The sequence below is a fragment of the Clostridium sp. BNL1100 genome, assembly GCF_000244875.1.
Classification (GTDB): domain Bacteria; phylum Bacillota; class Clostridia; order Acetivibrionales; family DSM-1351; genus Ruminiclostridium.
Map to the genome: position 1 here is coordinate 4,524,492 of NC_016791.1, position 21,518 is coordinate 4,546,009.

Here is a 21,518-nt window from a genome sequence, read left to right on the forward strand (position 1 = left end):
TCAACTCAAAATTATATTTACACACAGAATAGTGCTAAATGGAAACTTTTATATATAAACAGACAAAAAAATAACTCTAAGCATAGCTTAAAGTTATTTTCATATTTTTTCTATTACTTGAATTTGGGAAGCCAACTACCATGTGCCTCTATTAGTTCATCAACCATTTTCACTATATTATCAAGAGTCATTTCAGCACCCGTGTGCGGATCCAGCATAGCTGCATGATAGATATGCTCCTTCTTTTTTGTGACTGCTGCTTCAATAGTTATGAGCTGAACGTTAATGTTGGTCATATTCATTGCTGCCAATTGTACAGGCAACCGTCCCACCCTGCACGGATTAACACCCATACCATCAACCATACAAGGTACTTCAACACATGCTTCGTGGGGAAGGTTCTCAATTAGGCCGCCTTTATTAATAACATTTCCACCGATTTTAAAAGGTTTATTTGTTACTATCGCCTCCATAATATAAGATGCGTACTCACTTGATCTGGTATGGTTTAGAGCCTGATTACTCATTAACTCATCCCTACGTTTATTCCACTCCTCAATCTGATATATGCATCTCCTTGGATATTCATCAAGAGGTATGTTGAACTTATCTATAAGTTCAGGATATGAGGATTTTATAAAATACGGATTATACTCCGCATTGTGTTCACTTGATTCAGTACAGTAGTACCCTAATTTTTCAATATACTCATATCTTACCATGTCATAATGCTTCTCGTTTTGATTCTTTTCTTTTGCACGTCTTTTAATCTCAGGGTAAAGATCATTGCCGTTCTTATCACATATTTTCAGTAACCATCCCATATGGTTTATACCAGCTATCAGTTCCTTTCTTCCTTCCAGCCGGTCTTCCATACCCAAGGATTTCAACAAATCCTGAGAACAAATCTGTACACTATGGCATAATCCCACTGTTTTTACACCCGTATACCTCTGCATATACCCGGACAACATGGCCATTGGATTTGTATAATTCAAAAACCAAGCGTTGGGACAAACTTCTTCGATATCCCTTGCAAAGTCCTCCATAACCGGAATTGTCCTAAGTGTACGCATTATTCCGCCGATTCCCAGTGTATCTGCAATTGTTTGCCTTAATCCATACTTTTTGGGAATTTCAAAATCAATAATCGTACATGGATCATATCCGCCAACTTGTATAGCATTGATAACGAAGTCTGCATCCCGAAGGGCCTCCTTTCTGTTTTCAACTCCTAAATAGGTTTTTATTTTAGCCCTTCCCTTGTTTACATTTCTATTTATTGCCTCCAGCATAATTTGAGACTCCTTGAGTCTATCGCCTGCAATGTCATACAGTCGTATTTCACCGTCTGCCAGAGCTTCCGTACACATACTGTCACCCAGTACATTTTTTGCAAATACAGTACTACCGGCTCCCATAAATGTTATTTTGACCATCGTTGATACCCTCCATACCATTTAAACTCTATCTATAGAATACCAGAAATACATAATCCGAAAATTGAATAATGTAACTTATATTTGTTATAATGTAACCATTAGGTTTAGTTTAATATATAAAAAAGAGCAGTATTTGAAAGGATGATTTTATTTGGAAAATAATTTATATAATCTTGCAGTAAAAAGAAGAAGCATACGTAAATTTAAAGAAACACCTGTTTCCCATAAAGATATTGAATATTTTATTTCTTGTGCGGTAAACGCACCAAGCGGATGTAACAGCCAGTGCTGGCACTTTGTTGCCGTGGAAGACAAAGCTTTGATTGAGAGGCTTGCAGAGGAAACTGCAAGAAGTGCCAGAGAATTCTATGGGACAGGTTTCACGGAAGCAAATGAAGAATTCCTGATTTCCAGAGAAAAGGCAACGAGTTTTTTCAAAAATGCTCCTCTGGTTATATTCGTATTTCTTGACAGGATGGATTACTATGACGAAAGAGTTTCCAAGGCTTTCTCTGAAAAAGGTTTCTCAAAAAGGGAAATGCTCGACGCCCTTGCTTACCCTGATATTCTGTCAATTGGCGCCGCTGTCCAAAATATGCTTCTTGCCATAACTGAAAAAGGCTATGGAGCCTGTTGGATGAACGACCCCGTAATTGGAGAACCCCAAATTAAAAACCTTTTACACGTAAGAGATGATTTAAGACTTATAAGCGTTGTTCCCATAGGAATTCCCAATTATGCTCCTCGAGGGAAAAACCTAAGAAATATGAATGAAGTTATTGAATACAGGTGAATATACCAAGGGGTCTTTTTTAATGTACAATATTCCTCTACTGAATAAATGCTTTAATGATATCAACCCGTTGATATGCGGGTGGGAGTCATGTGATAAGGGACATTTTTTTGGACCTGCTTCACGTGAATATTATCTGATTCACTATATTGTTTCAGGAAGTGGTGTTTTTGAGAGAGCCGGGAAACGCTATCCTTTATCTAAGGACTGTCTGTTTCTGATACGGCCTTACGAATTGACCTTTTATAAGGCTGATAATGAAAATCCGTGGGAATATATATGGATTGGGTTTAATGGAAGTTTAGCTCCCGATTTACTGAAAAACAGTGGATTTTCAGATGGTACTTGTACAATGCATATACCGTCTCTCAGAAACACCTTTCTCAGTATGAAGGATGCTGAAAACATGCAGCACTCTTCAGAATTGTACTTATGTGGCAAAATCTTTGAGTTGTTTTCATACGTGTCAGAAGAATTCAGTCAAACACCGAAAGGGTCTGCAACGAGTGTTTACTGTAAACGTGCCAAGGATTATATAATGGCCAATTATGCAAGCCAAATATCTGTAGAAAGTATAGCAAATATGCTTGGTATTGACAGAAGATATCTGTGTAGGATTTTCCATAAGCACATTGGGAATACACCCCAGAACTTTATTGTCAATTACAGGCTTGAAAAGGCTGCACTTCTTCTTTCCAAACATGGCTATACAGTAGCAGAGGCAGGAAGAAGTACCGGCTATGACGACATCTACAATTTCTCAAAAATGTTCAAGAAAAAATATGGGATGCCTCCGTCACTTTACAAGAGTAACTTATAACCAATTTTACCGACTTTTTTAATATGATTTTCTTGGTGACATGCCAAAATTATAGGTCTATAATAATAGTTTAAATACTATTATACGGGGTCATATTCATGAAAAAGTTTAAACTAAACAAAGAGATTGACAAAGAAATTATCGGTCTTGCCTGGCCTTCCATAACTGAGCAGATTCTTGAAATGCTAGTAGGTATCATTTCTACGGTATTCATGAGCTGGATTGGTACAGCAGCCTTGGCAGGGGTCGGTATGGTCAACATGCTCATCAACTTCCTGCAGACTGTCTTTTCAGGACTATCAATAGGAACCACAGTGGTTATAGCAAGGGTAACCGGAGAAGGAAATCATATAGAGGCCAAAAGAACTTTGATTCAGTCCGGATACATGGCTCTTGTTGTGGGAATATTTCTAATGGTAACAGGAAAAATATTCTCTAGTCCCATTCTTAATTTATTTTTGGGTAGAGCAGAAGTACAGGTTTTCAACCATGGTCTGACTTATTTTAATATTATTTTGTTCAGTCTTCCTTTTTTTGTTCTTGACATAATTGTATCAGGAGCAATGAGAGGTGCCGGAGATACAAAGACTCCTATGTATATTACAGGAGGAGTAAATATAGTAAATATTATCCTTAACACTATTTTAATTTTCGGTGTACCTTTTCTGAATATACCGGGCATGGGTGTGGCAGGTTCTGCCATTGCCGTAACTGCTTCAAGAATAATCGGTGTAACCGCAAGAGTTCTTGTTCTGTATAATAGAAAAGGACTTAAACTTAATCTCAGTCTTAAAGATAATTACCGTTTGAAACCGCAGCTAATGAAAAGAATTATAAATATTGGTGTGCCGGGGTTTATTGAGCAGGCAGTTATGCAGGGAGGGTTTCTCATTCTTCAGCTTATTATTGTGACCATGGGTACGGTTGCAATGGCTGCTTACCAGATTGGAATCAATATTAATGCGATTGCGTTTTTCCCGATATTCGGTTTTGCCATAGCAAATACAACTCTTGTGGGACAAAGCCTTGGTGAAAAGAATTATGACAAGGCAAATAATTATTCTTATGAGGGCTTAAAAATAACCATGATTTTTGGGTTTGTTCTTGGTATTTTTATGTTTGCATTTGCTCCTTTATTGGCCAGAATATATTCCGATGATCCCGAAGTAATAAAGGAATCTGTTATGATTGTAAGGACTTTTGGTGTCCTTGAACCCCTGCTTGCTGTTCTCAACATTTGTTCTGCAACCCTGAAAGCCGCCGGTGATATTAAGTATGTTATGATTACGTCTTTGGTAGGTTTATGGGCCCTGAGAGTATTGCCTTCATATGCTCTTGACAGTGTTCTTGGTATGGGGCTCATTGCTGTAATGATTGGTATCTTTTTGGATTTCTGTGCACGCTCCGTTATGTACCTTTTGCGAATGAATAAAGGCGATTGGAAGTATCTAAAAGTATAACTTCTCAAAAAAACCCCCTACGCATGGATTACTTCATGCGTAGGGACTTTAGAAGGAAATATATCTATTTTTTAGTTAGTTTCAAGGTATTATTTTTACACGTTATAATCTTATATTTAACGTGTATTGGGGCAGACTTACTGCCTTTTATTTAGTCCTTTATAAACTATCGGGATTATTATAATTTTATAGCCATGTTGAATATAAGGAATGTATACGAAGGGTAATTTCAAAACTTTCTGAATAGGGTGTACGAAGAATTTAAAAGAAAATATAGAAATTTAGTAATCTATGTAACAAAATATATATTATACCATTTAATGTAATTATGCAAGACTTTTTTTCTGTCTTTTATAATACACTTTTAGTAATTGTAATTAATTACCATTTACCTAGCTTATATAAAGTTAAAGAACCCCTTGAACAATAACGTCCAAGGGGTTTTTTACTTTAAAGTTTAAGCTTATTTTGCTTCGAGTATATATTGGTTTAACAAAGCTTCCAGCATTTCCTGACGTCCGGACTTGTTCTGGATCTTTGCATTAAGTGCGTGTTGTTCTAATTCCTTAAAGCCAACTTTTCCTTCAACAATATCTTTACCGATACCAGTTGTGTAGCTTGAATATCTGTCAGCAACAAATGCATCAAACTTACCGTCTACCATGATCTTGTTAGCTATGATAAGACCCTTTGCAAAAGTATCCATACCTGCAATATGTCCATAGAACAAGTCAGCTGGTTCAAATGATCCTCTTCTAACTTTTGAGTCGAAGTTCAGACCACCCTTTGTCAATCCGCCAGCCTTTAATACTTCCAACATTGCTAGAGTTGAATCATACAGGTTTGTTGGGAATTGGTCTGTATCCCATCCGAGCATTACGTCACCCTGGTTTGCATCGATACTTCCAAGCATATTGTTGATTCTGCACATAGCAAGTTCATGTTGGAATGTGTGTCCTGCCAATGTAGCATGGTTAGCTTCAATATTCATCTTGAAGTATGGGTCCAATCCGTATGTCTTTAAGAAGCCGATAACTGTAGCTGTATCAAAGTCATATTGGTGCTTAGTTGGTTCCTTTGGCTTTGGTTCGATTAGGAACTGTCCGTCAAAACCAATTTCCTTAGCATAGTCAACAGCCATCTTTAAGAATCTTGCTAAATTGTCAAGTTCCAGCTTCATGTCTGTATTCAATAGAGTTTCATAACCTTCTCTACCACCCCAAAATACATAGTTTTCTCCGCCTAATTCCTTTGTGATTTCCATTGCCTTCTTAACCTGAGCTGCTGCATACGCAAATATGTCAGCGTTTGGTGAAGTTGATGCACCATGCATAAATCTTGGGTTTCCGAAAGCATTTGTAGTTCCCCATAATAGTTTTACAGGGCTTGATTTCATTCTATCTTTAATTACTGAAACAATTACATCAAGATTTTTATTTGTTTCAGCAAGTGTGTCACCTTCTGGAGCAATATCTCTGTCATGGAAAGCGAAGAAAGGAGCTCCAAGCTTTTCAATGAATTCAAAGTTTGCTTCAACCTTATATTTTGCAATTTCCAGAGGATCGGACATTGTGTTCCAAGGTCTTACATATGATCCTGCACCGAACATATCAGCACCTGGTGCTGCAAAAGTATGCCAATACGCTACTGCAAATCTCAGATGTTCTTCCATTGTTTTTCCGCCGATAACTGCCTTAGGGTTGTAGTACTTAAAAGCTAATGGATTATCTGACCCACTTCCTTCAAATTTGATGTTTGAAATACCGCTAAATACTTCTGACATATTAAAATCCCTCCGTTTTTTGTTTTTTTGATTCCTAACAATTCATATATATTAAGCCTATAGCCTGTAGCCAAATAGCTTTTTTAATGGTATTATCGCCGCACCCAAAGCCGATGAATCTTCTCCGATTTTTGATGCAACTACTTCTACTCTGGAGGCAGGATACTTGAGTGCCTTTGCTGATGCAATACTTTTTAAGTGATCCATTATATCTTCAGAAAATTTGACCAATTCTTTGCCAAGAACTATTTTAGAAGGATTTACAGTATTTATAAGGTTTGCTATTGCTAGTCCCAAATACCCTGCTGACTCTACCAGAATAATTCTGGCTGACTCGTTTCCTTCACCTGCCAGTCTGAAAATATCATCGACAGTTATCGCTTCAATGTTCTCAAAGTCCGTGATTAAACCTTGCCTCACCAACTTTTGTGCCTTCTCTACCATAGTTTTTGCCGAGACCAACGCTTCAAGACATCCATAGTTTCCGCAGGCACATCTTGGCCCATTCTGGTCAACGGTTATATGACCTATTTCCCCTGCACTTCCACAACATCCTCTGTACAGATTTCCGGCTGCAAATATACTGGAGCCAATACCTGACTTCATATTTATACATACAAAATCACTTTCATCCATACAGCATCCTATCCAGTTTTCACATAATGCAGAACACATCGCTTCATTATCAACATATATAGGAAAGTCTCCAATTCCATCCATCATGTGTTCCAAATCTACCTGTTCCCAACCAAGATTCGGAGCGAATATTATCTCATGTGTAAGGTTGTCAACCATTCCCGGAACGGATACTCCCACTCCGAGTAATCTTTCGTGTCCAATGTTGTGGTTTTTTATAATTTCAGCTATCTTTTCTTCCATAAGCCGTATTGACTCTGAAGCGGCCCGGGCAAAATCACAAGATATCTTATCCCTGAATTCAACTTGCCCGGTAATATCCATTAAAATAAAACGAATATAGTCAATATCAATGTCCACGCCTATGGAAAAATAGCTTCCCGGGGTTAATTCATACAGTATTGGCCTCCTGCCGCCCTTGGATGTTCCTATTCCTGCTTCACGAATGTACCCTTTGTCAAGCAGGTTTGTAACTATTGTCCCACATGCAGTAGGTGAAAGTCCGGTTATTTGTGCAAGCTCAGCTTTTGAAACCTGCTTGTTTATTCTTATTAATTCGAGTAATGATGTCTCATTAATCTCTTTTAATAGCTTATTATTTCCGGCTTTACCCAACCTCATAAATCAACCCCCATATACTGTAATTTACACAGAACTAACTGTATAAAGCTTATTTCAATATTGTGCTAAGCTGGGTAAAATCATCTTTTAATGATTTATAAAGCTTTGTATACAGCTTGTAGAAATCATCATATTTATTTATTCTATCTTCAATAGGAGCAAGAGTATCTTTAACCTTTATAACATCTTCACAAGCTTGAGGAACACTGTCATATATACCTGCACCAACTCCTGCAAGGATTGCTACACCTAAAGCAGGTCCTTCATCAGAACGGATACGGTTTATATTGGTACCGAATACGTCAGCCTGCATTTGTCTCCAGATTCCACTTTTTCCGCCTCCGCCTGAAGCTCTTACCTCTGATATATCTACGCCCATTTCCTTAATAATTTCAAGACAATCCCTCAAGCTGAAGGTTACGCCTTCCATTATTGAACGGATAAAATGAGGTTTTGTGTGCTTTGCAGTAAGACCGAAAAATACACCCTTTGCGTTCGGATCAAGGTGAGGAGTTCTTTCTCCCATCAAATATGGAAGGTAAATAAGTCCGTCGCTGCAAGGTTTTATAGTTTCAGCTTCTGCATCAAGGAGCTTGTATACATCAATGTCTGAAAGCTCAGAAGTCATCATTTCTTCCATACAGAAAGTATCTCTGAACCATTTCAGTGAAAGTCCAGCACCTTGTGTAACACCCATTACATGGTAGGTATTAGGTACAGCGTGGCAGAATGTATGCACTCTTCCAAGAGGATCTATTGTAAGCTTGTCTGTATATGCAAAAACAACACCTGATGTTCCGATAGTAGATGATACTATACCTGACTTAACAATACCGTTTCCGACTGCACCTGCAGCTTGGTCACCAGCACCCCCGACTACAATTGTTCCAGCGTTTAGTCCTGTCTGATCTGCTGCTGATGAAGTAACTTTTCCGGTAACTTCCTGAGATTCATACATTTTACCAAGCATTGAAGTGGATAGTCCTAATTTATCAAGAACTTCCGTACTCCACTCTCTTTTTGCTATATTCATCAACTGCATACCGCTGGCATCAGAAACCTCAGTAGCGTACTCTCCTGTTAATCTAAATCTGATATAGTCTTTTGGTAACAGTATTTTTGCTACTTTTTCAAATATCTGAGGTTCATTATTTTTAACCCACATGATTTTTGAAGCAGTAAACCCTGTAAGTGCCGGGTTTGCAGTAATTTCTATCAATCTTTCCCTACCGATGAGGTCAGTAATCTGAACACATTCATCAGCACTTCTCTGATCACACCAAATTATCGCATTTCTTAATACTTTGTCGTCCTTATCCAGTAAAACGGCTCCATGCATCTGTCCGGACAATCCAACACCCTTAACCTCTCGTTTATCAACGCCACTTTTTAACATGACATTATTTATACTTTCGCATGTGCCCTTCCACCATTCTTCAGGATCCTGTTCAGCCCAGCCAAGGTTAGGCTGATAAAGAGGATACTCAACTGTAGAGCTTGCAACAGGCTTTCCGGCCTCGTCAAATAATACTGTTTTTACACCTGATGTTCCTAGATCAATACCAATAAGAAAAGACAATATATAGTCCCCCTCTCCAAAGTATACTTTATAATATTATATTATAAAGTATACCAAGCTATGATAGTTTTGTCAAAATATATTTCGGTTTTGCAACTTAGTTTTTGTACAAACTTTATAAAGAATCATAATCAAGGTATTCATATTTATGGTTTGCAAATTTTTTATTTAAATACATAAATCATAATTTCCTTTTTTTGTGATATTTGTATTTTTTATTTTATACCTTATAAAAAATAAAAAGGGCGGAACAATAAGTTCCACCCATACTAATATTCAAAAATGTATTTTGTCTAATATAATGTTATTTCGAACCTGTCAAATTTAATTTCCTCACCGAAGTGATCACCATTGAAACTGGTTTTTCTATATAATCCGAACTCTGTGGTATTCTTTTTAAGCCAAATCGGAACTTCTATATCAAGTTTCTTGCAAACCTGAATAAGGCATTCCTCAAGTTGGTCCCTGAAATCCCCGGATGATCCCTGCGGTTCGGCCCACGCTTCATTTATGAGTTTTCCCTGCTTTATTATTCTGCCATAGAGCTTCAATTGATTTGATCCCCTTATATAATTAGTTTTTCTTTAATACTATTATACAGTAAATCAAAAAAAATACAGCCGACATTTATATATATTTGTAAAAATTGTTATTCTAAATATCTGATTTCATTAGTTTGTGCTCTACCGAATCAACCAAAGCCCGCCAGCTGGCTTCAATTATGTCGGAAGATACTCCGACAGTCGTCCAAACTTCCTGTCCGTCAGTAGTTTCTATCAGAACTCTAACCTTTGATGCAGTCGCAAAATTAGAATCTAGCACCCTAACCTTGTAATCAGTAAGCTTCATTTCCCCTATTTTAGGATAAAACCTCTCCAGAGCTTTTCTTAAAGCTTTATCAAGTGCGTTTACAGGTCCGTCTCCTTCTGCTACAGTTATCTCTGTCTGCTCACCAACAACTATTTTTATCATAGCAGAAGAATTTACACTATTTATGGTTGGCTCATTTACTATAACTTTAAATTCTTTCAATTCAAAGAAAGATTTGTACTTACCAAGCATTTTCCTGATAACAAGTTCAAATGAGCTTTCTGCACCTTCATATTGGTAGCCCTCATACTCAAGCTCTTTCAATCTTTCAATTATCTTTTTGGTTTCAGGGGAATCCTTGGTTATAGAACTGTCTATCTTGTTTATGATGTTCATAACCGCACTTCTGCCTGCCACTTCAGACATAAGAATCACACGCTGATTCCCCACAACCTCCGGATTTATCATTTCGTAGGCAGAAGTGTTCTTATTTACCGCATCAGCATGCATTCCGGCTTTGTGTGCAAATGCGCAGTTTCCAACGAAAGGTGCCCTTTCGTCATGTATTATGTTCGCAACCTCACTTACAAACCTTGCCGTAGGCGTAAGATAAGACATATTATCACTGGGTATACACTGATATCCCATTCTAAGCTGAAGGTTGGGGATAATTGTGCAAAGATTGGCATTTCCGCATCTTTCGCCAAAGCCGTTAATTGTTCCCTGTATCTGTACCGCTCCTGCCTCTACTGCAGAAATAGACCCTGCAACGGCCATTCCGTTATCGTTGTGGCAGTGAATTCCAATTGCACAATCAACCGCTTCCCTTACTATCTTTGTGATTCTGGCTATGTGAGAAGGCAGACCTGCCCCCTTTGTATCACAGAGACATATTGTATCTGCCCCTGCATTACATGCCTTCTTCAAGGTTTCAATAGCATATTCGGGATTTGCATCATAACCGTCAAAAAAATGTTCCGCATCGTAAACAACAGTTTTTCCTTTTTCTTTTAAAAATCTGACGGTATCATATATCATATTAAGATTTTCGTCCAGAGTAGTTTTTAATATATCAGTAACCTGGAAATCCCAAGACTTACCAAAAACGGCTATCGCTTCGGTACCTGCATGTAGAAGAGATTGTATGTTCACATCGTCTTCGGCCTTTATATTCGCCCTTCTGGTTGACCCAAAAGCAATTATTTTGGACGTCCTCAATTCTAATTTTAATACTCTTTCAAAGAACTCAAGATCTTTTGGATTAGAACCGGGATTACCCGCTTCGATGTAGTCAATGCCCAGTTCATCAAGCTTTGAAACAATTTTCAGTTTATCCTCAACTGTAAATGATATTCCCAGCGCCTGAGCCCCATCTCTCAAAGTTGAATCATACATGATTATTTTGTTATTCTCCATATAATTTCTCCTTTCTTATAAAATAATTTAACCTGTCTTCCTCGGGAATATCAGGTATTCAAAGCTAAAAAAGCAGCCCTCAAAGGGGCTGCTTTTTTAGCAAGCTCCCCTTACTGGTTAATTATGCTTTCTCCAATTTCGCTTATAGACCTGTTTATTGCATTCAGGTATGCCTTAACACTGGCCTCAATGATGTCAGTACTGACACCCTTGCCCATAAATACGCTGTTATTGTTCGATATTTTTACGGTTACCTCACCAAGAGCATCCTTTCCTTCCGTTACCGCCTTTATACTATAATGAACCAACTCTGCATTAACCCCCGTAGCACGCTCAATTGCGTTAAATGCTGCATCTACAGGGCCATCTCCCGTTGCAGCTTCGGTTATGATGTCCTCATCTTTTTTAATACTGACCGTTGAGGTTGATATCATTTTATTTCCGCTGTTTATCTGAAAACTATCTATTACGAAGATTTCAGGAACCGCAATGTTTTCATCTACCAGTGCTTCAATATCCTTGTCAGTGACTACCTTTTTCTTGTCAGCCAAATCTTTAAATTTTGTAAAGGCAGTCTTTACTTCTTCATCAGACAGGGAGTAACCCATCTCTCTCAATCTTTCTTCAAAAGCGTGATGTCCTGACAGCTTGCCCAGAACCATTCTGTTCTGACCCATTCCTACTGATTCGGGAGTCATAATCTCATAAGTGGTCTTTTCAGAAAGTACACCATGTTGATGTATTCCTGACTCGTGTGCAAAAGCATTTGCTCCCACGATTGCCTTATTGGGTTGTACATTCACACCGGTAAGGCTTGAGACAAGCCTGCTTGCCCGGTATATCTGTGTTGTATCAATCTTATGTGTTATATCATAGTAATCTTTTCTTGTATTTATACCCATTATTATTTCTTCTATCGCAGCATTTCCGGCTCTTTCACCAAGACCGTTAATTGTACATTCAACCTGTACAGCTCCATTTGCAACAGCTGCAAGTGAATTAGCAACAGCAAGGCCCAAATCGTTATGACAGTGAACGCTTATATCCGCCTTGTCAATATTAGGTACATTATTTCTTATATTCCTTATAAGTCTTCCAAACTCCTGCGGAGTTGAATATCCCACCGTATCCGGAATATTTACTGTTGTAGCTCCGGCATTGATAACAGCTTCTACTATACGATACAGGAACTCCTCCCGGGTTCTGCTGGCATCTTCTGCTGAAAATTCAACATTGGAACAGTAGGCTTTGGCATGTTTGACCATGGCTACAGCCCTTTCCAGCACCTCTTCTTCTGTCATTTTCAACTTGTATTTCATATGGATATCCGAAGTAGCAATAAAGGTGTGTATTCTTGGGCTTTCCGCATACTGAACTGCCTCCCAAGCTCTATCTATATCTTTTTCTACGGCACGGCACAGGCTTGCTATTGTAACCCCTTTCAGGTTCCTGGAAAGTGTCATTATTGATTCAAAGTCGCCGGGGGATGCAATGGCAAATCCGCCCTCAATAACGTCTACACCTAGCCTTACCAGTTGCTTTGCTATTTCCATCTTTTCCTGGAGATTAAGGTTAACACCGGGTGTTTGCTCTCCATCCCTTAATGTGGTATCAAATATCTTAATCGTTCTGGCCATATTAATTCCCCCTTACATTCTCATATTCATAAATGTCTAAAATAAATAAATTACTCTTTGAGAATATTTGTTTTGGTGGATTAGTAGTGCCTTATAGTTAAACTAACCCACCAAACATATTCTTTATATATTATTTTATTTCTTTAACCAGCTCATCATTTTTCTAAGCTCAGCTCCTACTGTCTCCAACTGGTGTTCAGATTCATTTCTTCTCATTGATATAAAGTTTGCTCTTCCAGCTGCTTTGTTTTCCATTATCCAGTTGGCAGCGAACTTACCATCCTGAATTTCTTTAAGTACTTTTTTCATTTCCTTTCTGGTTTCGTCTGTGATTATTCTCTTTCCTGTAACATAATCACCGTATTCTGCGGTGTCGCTAATGGAATATCTCATTTCACCGAAGCCGCCCTGATTGATAAGGTCTACAATCAGCTTCATTTCGTGTATACACTCAAAATAAGCTATTTCAGGCTGATAGCCTGCTGCAACCAATGTTTCAAAACCGGCCTTCATTAATTCTGTTACACCTCCGCAAAGCACAGCCTGTTCACCGAACAAGTCTGTTTCTGTTTCTTCTCTAAAGGTTGTTTCAAGTATCCCGGCTCTGCCTGCTCCAATGCCGGAGGCATATGCCAAAGCGTATTCCTTTGCTTTTCCGGAAGCATCTTTTTCAACTGCAATCAGTGCAGGAACACCTCTTCCTTCCTTGTACTGACTTCTTACAGTGTGGCCGGGGCCCTTTGGTGCAACCATGATTACATCAACATCAGCCGGAGCAACTATCTGTTTGAAGTTTATATTGAAGCCGTGTGCAAACATAAGAATGTTGCCTGCTTCAAGGTTAGGTGCTATACACTCTTCATACATTGCCGCCTGTTTTTCGTCAGGAATGAGTATCATAATGATTTCAGCCATTTTCGCTGCCTCTGCGGTATCATAAACCTTCAGGCCGTCAGCCTCAACCTGCTTTCTTCTTACAGATGTCGGAGTAAGTCCTACTATTACATTAACTCCGCTGTCCTTTAGGTTTTGTGCATGTGCATGCCCCTGACTTCCGTATCCTATAACCGCTACTGTTTTTCCCTCCAGTAGTTTCAAATTGCAGTCACTGTCATAATACATTTTTGCCATATTTTTAAGCCTCCCATATTTTAATCATTGCAATTGTATATAATTGCAATGTTTTTATGTTAACTATATTTCTTCCGTACTTCCTGCCTTAATATACTTATTGCCTCTTTCAATAGCAATTGTACCTGTTCTTACGATTTCCTTTATACCAAACTGCCTGAGCATATCCTCAAGAGCCCTGACTTTATCACCGGAACCTGATATTTCAACTGTTAATGTATTTTTTGATACATCTACAATTTTTGCTCTGAATATCTCAACTATCTGGACTATTTCAGACCTTGTAGAGGATGTTGCATTAACCTTTATCAGGGCAAGTTCACGACTGACGGATTCAGAATTTTCCAAAGCCCTTATCTTGATAATATCAATTAACTTATTAAGCTGCTTGCTTACCTGCTCAACGGTGTATTCGTCTCCGTCAACCACGATAGTCATTCGTGATACTTCAGGATTCTCTGTTACCCCTACTGCAAGGCTATCAATATTGAACCCCCTCCTGCTGAATAAACCTGCTACTCTGGACAATACTCCGGAGCGGTTTTCAACCAGTACAGAAAGTGTATGCTTCGCCATTTTTTATTCCCCCTCTGCCTAAACCGTTTCTTCTTCAGGATCAATACTACATTCCAGCAGATATACATTATCATCAGCAAGGAATCTGTCCAATGCACTGTCTATCTGCGAATTACAGGATATTCTTTCAGATTTGAATCCATAAGCTTCCGCTATTTTAACGAAATCAGGGTTATCATCAAGAAATACCTGTGAATATCTCTTTTTATATTTGTTCTTCTGCATTTCACGAACCATACCAAGCCTGTTATTATTGAGTATAAGGATTTTTACTCCCAGCCTGTTTTGCTTTATGGTACCCATCTCCGGCATTGACATCTGAAAACTTCCGTCACCACCTATAACAACTACCGTACTGCCAGGTCTGCCTGTCTTGGCTCCGATGCCTGCCGGAAGACCATAACCCATAGTTCCCAATCCCCCTGAGGTAATAAAAGATCCCGGTTTTCTTGCAATAAAATTGTTTGCAGCCCATATCTGATTTTGTCCGACTTCCGTAACTACTATTGCGTCATCATCAAGCCTTTTTGAAAGTTCAGCTATAAGCTTCTTGGGATTGACATAACTACTTTGCTCCGTTAATTCAACTTTGTTCTTTTTAACAGCCTGTCGCATACTATCGAGCCATTGTGAAGTATTACAGTTTTGAATAGCCTTATACAAGTCCTCAAGAATCAATCCGGCATCTCCTACCACAGGTATCGTAGTACTTACATTTTTCCCTATCTCGGCAGGATCAATGTCAATATGAATTATTCTAGCCTTTTCAGCTATCTTGCCTGCTGTTCCCAAAGCACGATCTCCCACTCTTGCCCCGATTATTATAAGGAGGTCAGTGTTATGTACTGCATAGTTGGCTGCATATACTCCATGGGAACCCAACATTCCGAAATTCAAAGGATGGCCTACCTGTATTGAACCAATTCCCATTAACGTTGTCACTACAGGTATTTGATACTTCTCTGCAAGCCTTGTCATTATTTCCGAAGCCTTTGCAGTGATAACTCCCCCTCCTGCACATATAACCGGCCTTTGTGAGCCGGAAACCGCCTCAGCAATCTTTTTTATCTGCTGTGGATGACCTTTATAATTTGGCTTATATCCCTTAATATCTACTTCATCGGGATATCTGAAATCTAGTGTATCTGTCTGTATGTCCACAGGTACATCTATCAGTACCGGCCCAGGCCTGCCGGTAGAAGCAATATGGAAAGCTTCTTTTACTATTCTGGGTAAATCTTTGACGTTCTTCACCAAGTAGTTATGCTTGCAGAAGGGTTCTGTAGCTCCTGTAATGTCTGCCTCCTGAAACACATCCCTGCCTATCAGATCAAGAGATACCTGCCCTGTAATAGCTACCATTGGAATCGAATCCGAATATGCAGTTGCAATCCCTGTTATAAGGTTTGTCGCACCGGGCCCCGAGGTAGCCACACACACGCCTGTTTTTCCGGTAACTCTTGAATATCCGCTGGCAGCATGTGCTGCTCCCTGCTCGTTTCTTGTAAGTATGTGATTGATATCTGAATCCAGCAGTGCATCATAAAATGGACAGATTGCCGCACCGGGATATCCGAAAATTGTAGTTATGTTTTCCAACTCAAGTGCCTTTACCAATGCTTGAGCTCCTGTTATTTTCAATGGCAATCCCCCTTTTTTACTATAGGTTATACTCAGATTAGTTATAAAAAACCCCTCATCTCTGCTGTTACGCAGGGACGAGGGGATAATTCCGCCGTGGTACCACCCTGATTTAATGCAGTTAATCAACTGCATCCTCAGTGAGCAACCGGACGCGTGTCCGTGCTCCATAGCTATATCGTTGCCAACGCCGATACTTAATCAAGTTGAATGTTTGGGTATCGGGCCTCCGGAATGAGTTATACATGTATTTATTGTACCGTCTTCCACCAAGCGCCGGCTCTCTTTAACAAATCAATACATCTTGTTTTCCATCATAAGCTATATTATAATAATTAATTCTTACAAAAGTTGTAAGTCTTGGTTTAGAAATAATTATAGCATCATATTCATAGAGCGTCAATAAAAGGCATTTAACGTTTTCTGACCAGTTTAGCTTGAGTTTTTAATGTTTTATGTTGTTGGATAAATCGTGGCTCATAATCCTGAATATTCAAATAAATCAAAATCTGCAGTATTTCTGCTGGCATAACCATTGCTGCTGGCAAACATCCCTACATATGTCCCAATAAATCCCCCTGCTACATCAGTACTCAGTATTCTTCCGTCTACATTGACAGACAGCTCTATGAGCTGATTTTCATCTCCAAAGTAAAAGCTGTAATCCTGCCCACATGCCTGAACTACCATATGAATACGTTTGTGCGTAATTTCCTTTTGAGCAATGATGCTTTCCTTTCCGTCATCACATACAACCAGCCTTATTATATTTTTCTCTCCAGAGCGAGTACATTCTAACCTCATATGATAATTGTTATTTTGTATTACTAATATGCCTGCCGCTTCATTATTGTTCTCAGGGGAAAACTCCATTATTGTTTTTGCCCGGAAATTAATATGCTGTTGGCGCCTGCCTACATAGCTGGGGTTCTTCTGCTCGGTGATTTTTGCAGGTCTGAGCTTTAACCTTAAATATCCCTGTCGGTCGGTGAGGTTGTAAAAGTTTTCTCTTGGAGTTCGCACAAAATTCCATGTAAAGCCAAGCGTTTCAGTGTCAAAGTGGTCACAAGCCATTGCTTCAACTGGGTTATCCGGAGGAAGCTTAGGTCTTTCATACGTAAACTCGACTTTTCCGCTTAAAGGACTTACTACCGGCCAACCATCTTCCCATGTAACAGGAATAAGAAATGTTTCACGGCCAAGGTTTCTATAGTATCCTCCATACGGCCTTGATGCTAGTGCCACCATCCACCACTCGCCGTTTTGGGTTTCAACAAGGTCGGCGTGGCCTACATTTGCAATAGGGTATTTTCTTCCCAAATGCCTATGGGTAAGAATAGGATTTCCTTTGCAACCCTCATACGGGCCTGTTATACTTTTGCTTCTGGCAATTGTAACTGAATGGTGATAATCTGTTCCACCCTCTGCTATCATTAAATAGTAGTATCCGTTAATTTTATAGATATGTGGTCCTTCAGGCCACACGGCATTTTTCATTGCACCTCTCCACAAACCGTGTCTTGGGCCTGTCAGTTGCATCTTCACGGTGTCCAGTTCCCGCATCCAGATTTCGTTGTCGCCATAGTAGGTTCCATCGGGGGCTTCATTTGTTCCAATAAAATATACCTTTCCGTCATCATCAAAGAAAAGTGACGGGTCTATGCCGGGTGCATCGTCCAGCCAGTATGGTTCTGACCACGGGCCCTCCGGTTTTTCCGCTGTTATTATGAAATTGCCCTTTTTTCCTACATTGGTACACGCAATATAAAATAAGCCGTTATTGTATCTGATTGTTGGAGCATATATTCCCTGGGATTGTTCAAGTTCATCTAAGTCAAGCTGAGTTGTCCTGTCCAGGGCATGTCCTATCTGTTTCCAATTGACTAAATCCTTGCTATGGAAAATAGGTAGTCCCGGAAAATATGTAAAGCTTGATGTAACAAGGAAATAGTCATCGTTTACACGACATATTGATGGATCTGGATAAAACCCCGGCAATATGGGATTACTGAAATAATTACAATCTTTTTTTGTCAAATATAACGCCTCCCTATAGAAATATTTATTTTAAGTATCTAAAATCTGGGAATGTATCATCCCCTGAACGAGGATGATACATTTCAATAAGGATAGTTTAGCACAGTTTATAAGTATTTTTCATTTATTATCCTATAATTTCCATAAACCTATCCTTGGATATATAATTTGTTTCCTCTATCAAGGTTCCGTTCTTGTAGAACCTTAAATAAGGTATCTCTGAATTTCCCAGCTGTTCTTCCTTAAAGGTTTTGAATTCTTCAAAAAAGTCGGTGGTATTATACTCTAACTCATATACATCAATATCCATTTTCACATCAGTACTATCATATAACCAGGTTTTCAGCGCCTGCCACTGAGGACACCAATCCTGTGTTAATATTATTAGTACTATTTCCTTTGAACCTATTATACTTTTGTCAAAATCCCCGTTCTGTATAGCATTTAAAGCCTGTTCCTTTTGTATTTCTACTTTATTTATCATAAGTTCCCGTCCTTTAATGTAAGTTCTTATTTATTATTTTCTTAGCTGCTTAAAAAATTCTGTTAATATGTTTCCACATTCCTCGAACATTAATCCATATACTACGTCAACGCTATGATTAAATTGCGGAACTCTGAATAAATCTACTACTGACCCTGCGGCACCCGCCTTTTTGTCCATTGCTCCTATATAAAGTGTTTTTATTCTTGATTGAATAATAGCTCCTGCACACATTGAGCACGGTTCCAGAGTAACGTACATGTCACAGTCCTTCAGTTTCCATGTTCCAAGCTCCTTTGCCGCTTTTTTTAAAGCTTCTATTTCGGCATGGGATGTTACATCCAGCTTTTCTTCCTTTTGATTACGACCGCAGGCGATAATCTCTCCATCCTTTACTATAATTGCTCCTACCGGGGATTCACCCTTTTCATATGCCTCTTTTGCTTGTTTGATTGCTGCAAGCATAAATTGCTCGTTTCTGGTGTACATTTCGGGTACCTCCATTAGTAGTATTTGATATTTACTACTATATATTATAACTCCGGGGGTACGGAATTAAATATTTTTATAAGTCAGTACCATAATCAAATTACAAACATATTATGTTATCAGAATGTCAGCTTTTTATAAGCTGCGTTAGTATTTGTACAAAAAGGAGATATATACATGAAAAAAGCTTTAATTACAGGAATAACAGGTCAGGATGGGTCATATCTGTCTGAGTTTTTATTAGATAAAGGGTACGAAGTTCACGGAATCGCCAGAAGAAGCAGCAGCTTGAATACTCAAAGGATATCCCATCTTCTTGAGGATAAAACCGGAGAGAATTCACAAATTTCTCTCCATTTCGGAGATTTATCCGACTCCGGAAGTCTCAGTAAACTAATCTATAAGATAGAACCCGATGAAGTTTACAATCTGGGTGCCCAAAGTCATGTCAAAGTCTCATTTGACGTTCCCGAATACACTGGAGATGTTGATGCGTTGGGAACTGTAAGACTTTTGGAGAGTATCAGAGAAATTAACCCTCGCATCAAGTTTTATCAGGCTTCCTCAAGCGAATTATTCGGTAAGGTAAGAGAAACTCCTCAAAGTGAGACTACTCCCTTCTATCCGAGAAGTCCATATGGCGTATCCAAAATGTATGCGTACTGGATTACAGTAAATTATCGTGAAGCATATGACCTTTTTGCCTGTAATGGAATACTTTTCAACCATGAGTCCCCCAGACGCGGAGAAACTTTCGTAACCCGTAAGATAACTAAAGGTATATCCGACATAGTAAATGGGAAAGTAGATAAACTTTATCTTGGCAACATTGACGCAAAAAGGGATTGGGGATTTGCGGGGGATTATGTAGAAGCAATGTGGCTCATACTTCAGCAGAATAAACCCGACGATTATGTTATAGCAACAGGGGAAACTCACACTGTAAGGGAATTCTGTAATCTTGCATTTAAACATGTAGGAATAACTTTGGAGTGGCACGGCTCTGGAGAGCAAGAAAAGGCTGTAGACAGTGCTACCGGGAAAGAGCTTATTAATATCAGCAGTAAATTTTTCCGACCCACAGAGGTAGATTTGCTTTTGGGTGATCCGTCTAAAGCCAAAAGCCAACTAAATTGGAAACAGAAAGTTTCTTTTGAGGAACTTGTTAAAATGATGGTTGAAAGTGATTTAATGGGGAGATGAAATAATGAATAAGGAAAGTAAAATCTATGTAGCCGGGCACAATGGTATGGTTGGTTCTGCAATAGTAAGGAGACTTCAAAAGAACGGGTATGAAAATATTTTATGTAAAAGTCACAAAGAGCTTGACCTTACAGACCAGTCTTTAACGGACCGCTTTTTTATGGATGAAAAACCAGATTATGTTTTTATTGCAGCTGCTAAGGTTGGCGGAATACATGCTAACAACTCCTTTCCTGCGGATTTTATAATGGAGAACATGCTTATAGAGTGCAATTTAATAAAAAGTGCTTTTAAATATGGAGTAAAAAAACTACTGTTTTTAGGCAGTTCATGTATATACCCTAAATTATGTCCTCAACCCATAAAGGAAGAATATCTTCTGACCGGTGAACTTGAGCCTACCAACGAAGCATACGCTCTTGCAAAAATATCAGGTATAAAAATGTGCCAATCCTACAATAGGCAGTATGGTACACGGTTTATTTCTGCAATGCCTGCAAGCCTCTATGGCGTCAATGACAGGTTTGATATTAACAATTCTCATGTTATACCTTCAATGATTATTAAGTTCCATGAGGCTAAAATTAATAACAAGCCATATGTTGAATTATGGGGCACCGGGAGCCCCCTAAGGGAATTTCTGTATGTTGATGACATGGCAGATGCATGCTTGTATCTTATGCAAAATTATGAAGGAAACGAGTTTGTTAATATCGGCTCAGGCAAGGAGATCAGCATACGTGAGCTTGCCGAAACATTAAAACGAGTAACGGAATACACCGGAGAACTTGTTTTTGATACAACCAAACCCGATGGTACCCCCAGGCGTGTACTGGATAACACTAAGATACATAAGACAGGGTGGGTACCTCTGATAGATATGGAAGAAGGTCTTAGAAGAGAATATGAATATTACCTGAAATATGTCGTTATATAAAAATTATTCTTGTCCGCATTCTC

General features: G+C 38.9%; 18 protein-coding genes. 5 read left to right on the top strand and 13 right to left on the bottom strand.

Annotation, left to right across the window (positions count from 1 at the left end):
* Positions 1-113 precede the first annotated feature (113 nt).
* Positions 114-1,439: an alpha-glucosidase/alpha-galactosidase gene (locus CLO1100_RS19530; protein WP_014315493.1), complete on the bottom strand. Its 1,326-nt coding sequence runs from the start codon at positions 1,437-1,439 to the stop codon at positions 114-116.
* Positions 1,440-1,593: 154 nt separating this feature from the next.
* On the opposite strand from CLO1100_RS19530, the gene CLO1100_RS19535 reads away from it, so the two are divergent.
* The 3 genes from CLO1100_RS19535 (at position 1,594) to CLO1100_RS19545 (ending at position 4,515) form a co-directional block, all read left to right on the top strand.
* Positions 1,594-2,235: a nitroreductase family protein gene (locus tag CLO1100_RS19535; protein WP_014315494.1), complete on the top strand. Its 642-nt coding sequence runs from the start codon at positions 1,594-1,596 to the stop codon at positions 2,233-2,235.
* A gap of 22 nt (positions 2,236-2,257) precedes the next feature.
* On the top strand, positions 2,258-3,055 hold the full coding sequence (locus CLO1100_RS19540; RefSeq protein ID WP_014315495.1) for an AraC family transcriptional regulator: 798 nt from the start codon (positions 2,258-2,260) through the stop codon (positions 3,053-3,055).
* A gap of 98 nt (positions 3,056-3,153) precedes the next feature.
* Positions 3,154-4,515 (top strand): MATE family efflux transporter, encoded by a 1,362-nt coding sequence (locus CLO1100_RS19545; RefSeq protein ID WP_014315496.1) that lies wholly within the window; start codon positions 3,154-3,156, stop codon positions 4,513-4,515.
* A 463-nt stretch (positions 4,516-4,978) separates the two neighbouring features.
* Here the strand turns inward: CLO1100_RS19545 and xylA are convergent, their stop codons facing one another.
* The 12 genes from xylA to tadA all read right to left on the bottom strand — a co-directional run bounded on the left by xylA (position 4,979) and on the right by tadA (position 19,355).
* On the bottom strand, positions 4,979-6,298 hold the full coding sequence (gene xylA, locus CLO1100_RS19550) for a xylose isomerase (RefSeq protein ID WP_014315497.1): 1,320 nt from the start codon (positions 6,296-6,298) through the stop codon (positions 4,979-4,981).
* A 57-nt stretch (positions 6,299-6,355) separates the two neighbouring features.
* The gene (locus CLO1100_RS19555; RefSeq protein WP_014315498.1) at positions 6,356-7,555 is read right to left on the bottom strand and encodes an ROK family transcriptional regulator; all 1,200 of its coding nucleotides are present in this window, start codon (positions 7,553-7,555) and stop codon (positions 6,356-6,358) included.
* A 49-nt stretch (positions 7,556-7,604) separates the two neighbouring features.
* Positions 7,605-9,134 (bottom strand): xylulokinase, encoded by a 1,530-nt coding sequence (xylB, locus tag CLO1100_RS19560; RefSeq protein WP_014315499.1) that lies wholly within the window; start codon positions 9,132-9,134, stop codon positions 7,605-7,607.
* Between the two features lie 293 nt (positions 9,135-9,427).
* On the bottom strand, positions 9,428-9,685 hold the full coding sequence (locus CLO1100_RS19565; RefSeq protein ID WP_014315500.1) for a hypothetical protein: 258 nt from the start codon (positions 9,683-9,685) through the stop codon (positions 9,428-9,430).
* A gap of 103 nt (positions 9,686-9,788) precedes the next feature.
* Complete coding sequence (cimA, locus tag CLO1100_RS19570; protein ID WP_014315501.1) at positions 9,789-11,360, bottom strand: citramalate synthase; 1,572 nt, start codon at positions 11,358-11,360, stop codon at positions 9,789-9,791.
* Between the two features lie 110 nt (positions 11,361-11,470).
* Positions 11,471-12,997 (bottom strand): 2-isopropylmalate synthase, encoded by a 1,527-nt coding sequence (locus CLO1100_RS19575; protein ID WP_014315502.1) that lies wholly within the window; start codon positions 12,995-12,997, stop codon positions 11,471-11,473.
* Positions 12,998-13,132: 135 nt separating this feature from the next.
* Positions 13,133-14,128 carry a ketol-acid reductoisomerase gene (gene ilvC, locus CLO1100_RS19580; protein ID WP_014315503.1) on the bottom strand — a complete coding sequence of 332 codons (996 nt, stop codon included), beginning with the start codon at positions 14,126-14,128 and terminating at the stop codon, positions 13,133-13,135.
* A gap of 63 nt (positions 14,129-14,191) precedes the next feature.
* Positions 14,192-14,704, bottom strand: coding sequence for an acetolactate synthase small subunit (gene ilvN, locus CLO1100_RS19585; protein ID WP_014315504.1), 513 nt, complete (start codon positions 14,702-14,704; stop codon positions 14,192-14,194).
* Between the two features lie 18 nt (positions 14,705-14,722).
* Positions 14,723-16,345, bottom strand: coding sequence for a biosynthetic-type acetolactate synthase large subunit (ilvB, locus tag CLO1100_RS19590; protein WP_014315505.1), 1,623 nt, complete (start codon positions 16,343-16,345; stop codon positions 14,723-14,725).
* A 477-nt stretch (positions 16,346-16,822) separates the two neighbouring features.
* Complete coding sequence (locus tag CLO1100_RS19595) at positions 16,823-18,382, bottom strand: glycoside hydrolase family 43 protein (protein WP_014315506.1); 1,560 nt, start codon at positions 18,380-18,382, stop codon at positions 16,823-16,825.
* Positions 18,383-18,509: 127 nt separating this feature from the next.
* Positions 18,510-18,866, bottom strand: a complete 357-nt coding sequence (locus CLO1100_RS19600; protein WP_014315507.1) for a hypothetical protein — start codon at positions 18,864-18,866, stop codon at positions 18,510-18,512.
* A 33-nt stretch (positions 18,867-18,899) separates the two neighbouring features.
* The gene (gene tadA / locus CLO1100_RS19605) at positions 18,900-19,355 is read right to left on the bottom strand and encodes a tRNA adenosine(34) deaminase TadA (RefSeq protein WP_014315508.1); all 456 of its coding nucleotides are present in this window, start codon (positions 19,353-19,355) and stop codon (positions 18,900-18,902) included.
* 177 nt (positions 19,356-19,532) lie between these two features.
* Here tadA and gmd point away from each other — a divergent pair, with 177 nt between their 5' ends.
* Positions 19,533-20,558 (top strand): GDP-mannose 4,6-dehydratase, encoded by a 1,026-nt coding sequence (gene gmd, locus CLO1100_RS19610; protein WP_014315509.1) that lies wholly within the window; start codon positions 19,533-19,535, stop codon positions 20,556-20,558.
* Positions 20,559-20,562: 4 nt separating this feature from the next.
* A complete protein-coding gene (locus CLO1100_RS19615) occupies positions 20,563-21,495 on the top strand; it encodes a GDP-L-fucose synthase (RefSeq protein WP_014315510.1) in 933 nt (310 codons plus the stop codon).
* Positions 21,496-21,518: the final 23 nt, after the last annotated feature.

Bases quoted from the DNA above. Each gene is read 5' to 3' on its own strand.
- gmd (WP_014315509.1), top strand. From the start codon at position 19,533: ATGAAAAAAGCTTTAATTACAGGAATAACAGGTCAGGATGGGTCATAT.
- ilvN (WP_014315504.1), bottom strand. From the start codon at position 14,704: ATGGCGAAGCATACACTTTCTGTACTGGTTGAAAACCGCTCCGGAGTA.
- CLO1100_RS19530 (WP_014315493.1), bottom strand. From the start codon at position 1,439: ATGGTCAAAATAACATTTATGGGAGCCGGTAGTACTGTATTTGCAAAA.
- CLO1100_RS19600 (WP_014315507.1), bottom strand. From the start codon at position 18,866: ATGATAAATAAAGTAGAAATACAAAAGGAACAGGCTTTAAATGCTATA.
- CLO1100_RS19555 (WP_014315498.1), bottom strand. From the start codon at position 7,555: ATGAGGTTGGGTAAAGCCGGAAATAATAAGCTATTAAAAGAGATTAAT.
- ilvC (WP_014315503.1), bottom strand. From the start codon at position 14,128: ATGGCAAAAATGTATTATGACAGTGACTGCAATTTGAAACTACTGGAG.
- CLO1100_RS19615 (WP_014315510.1), top strand. From the start codon at position 20,563: ATGAATAAGGAAAGTAAAATCTATGTAGCCGGGCACAATGGTATGGTT.
- CLO1100_RS19575 (WP_014315502.1), bottom strand. From the start codon at position 12,997: ATGGCCAGAACGATTAAGATATTTGATACCACATTAAGGGATGGAGAG.
- CLO1100_RS19540 (WP_014315495.1), top strand. From the start codon at position 2,258: ATGTACAATATTCCTCTACTGAATAAATGCTTTAATGATATCAACCCG.
- cimA (WP_014315501.1), bottom strand. From the start codon at position 11,360: ATGGAGAATAACAAAATAATCATGTATGATTCAACTTTGAGAGATGGG.
- CLO1100_RS19545 (WP_014315496.1), top strand. From the start codon at position 3,154: ATGAAAAAGTTTAAACTAAACAAAGAGATTGACAAAGAAATTATCGGT.
- xylA (WP_014315497.1), bottom strand. From the start codon at position 6,298: ATGTCAGAAGTATTTAGCGGTATTTCAAACATCAAATTTGAAGGAAGT.
- tadA (WP_014315508.1), bottom strand. From the start codon at position 19,355: ATGTACACCAGAAACGAGCAATTTATGCTTGCAGCAATCAAACAAGCA.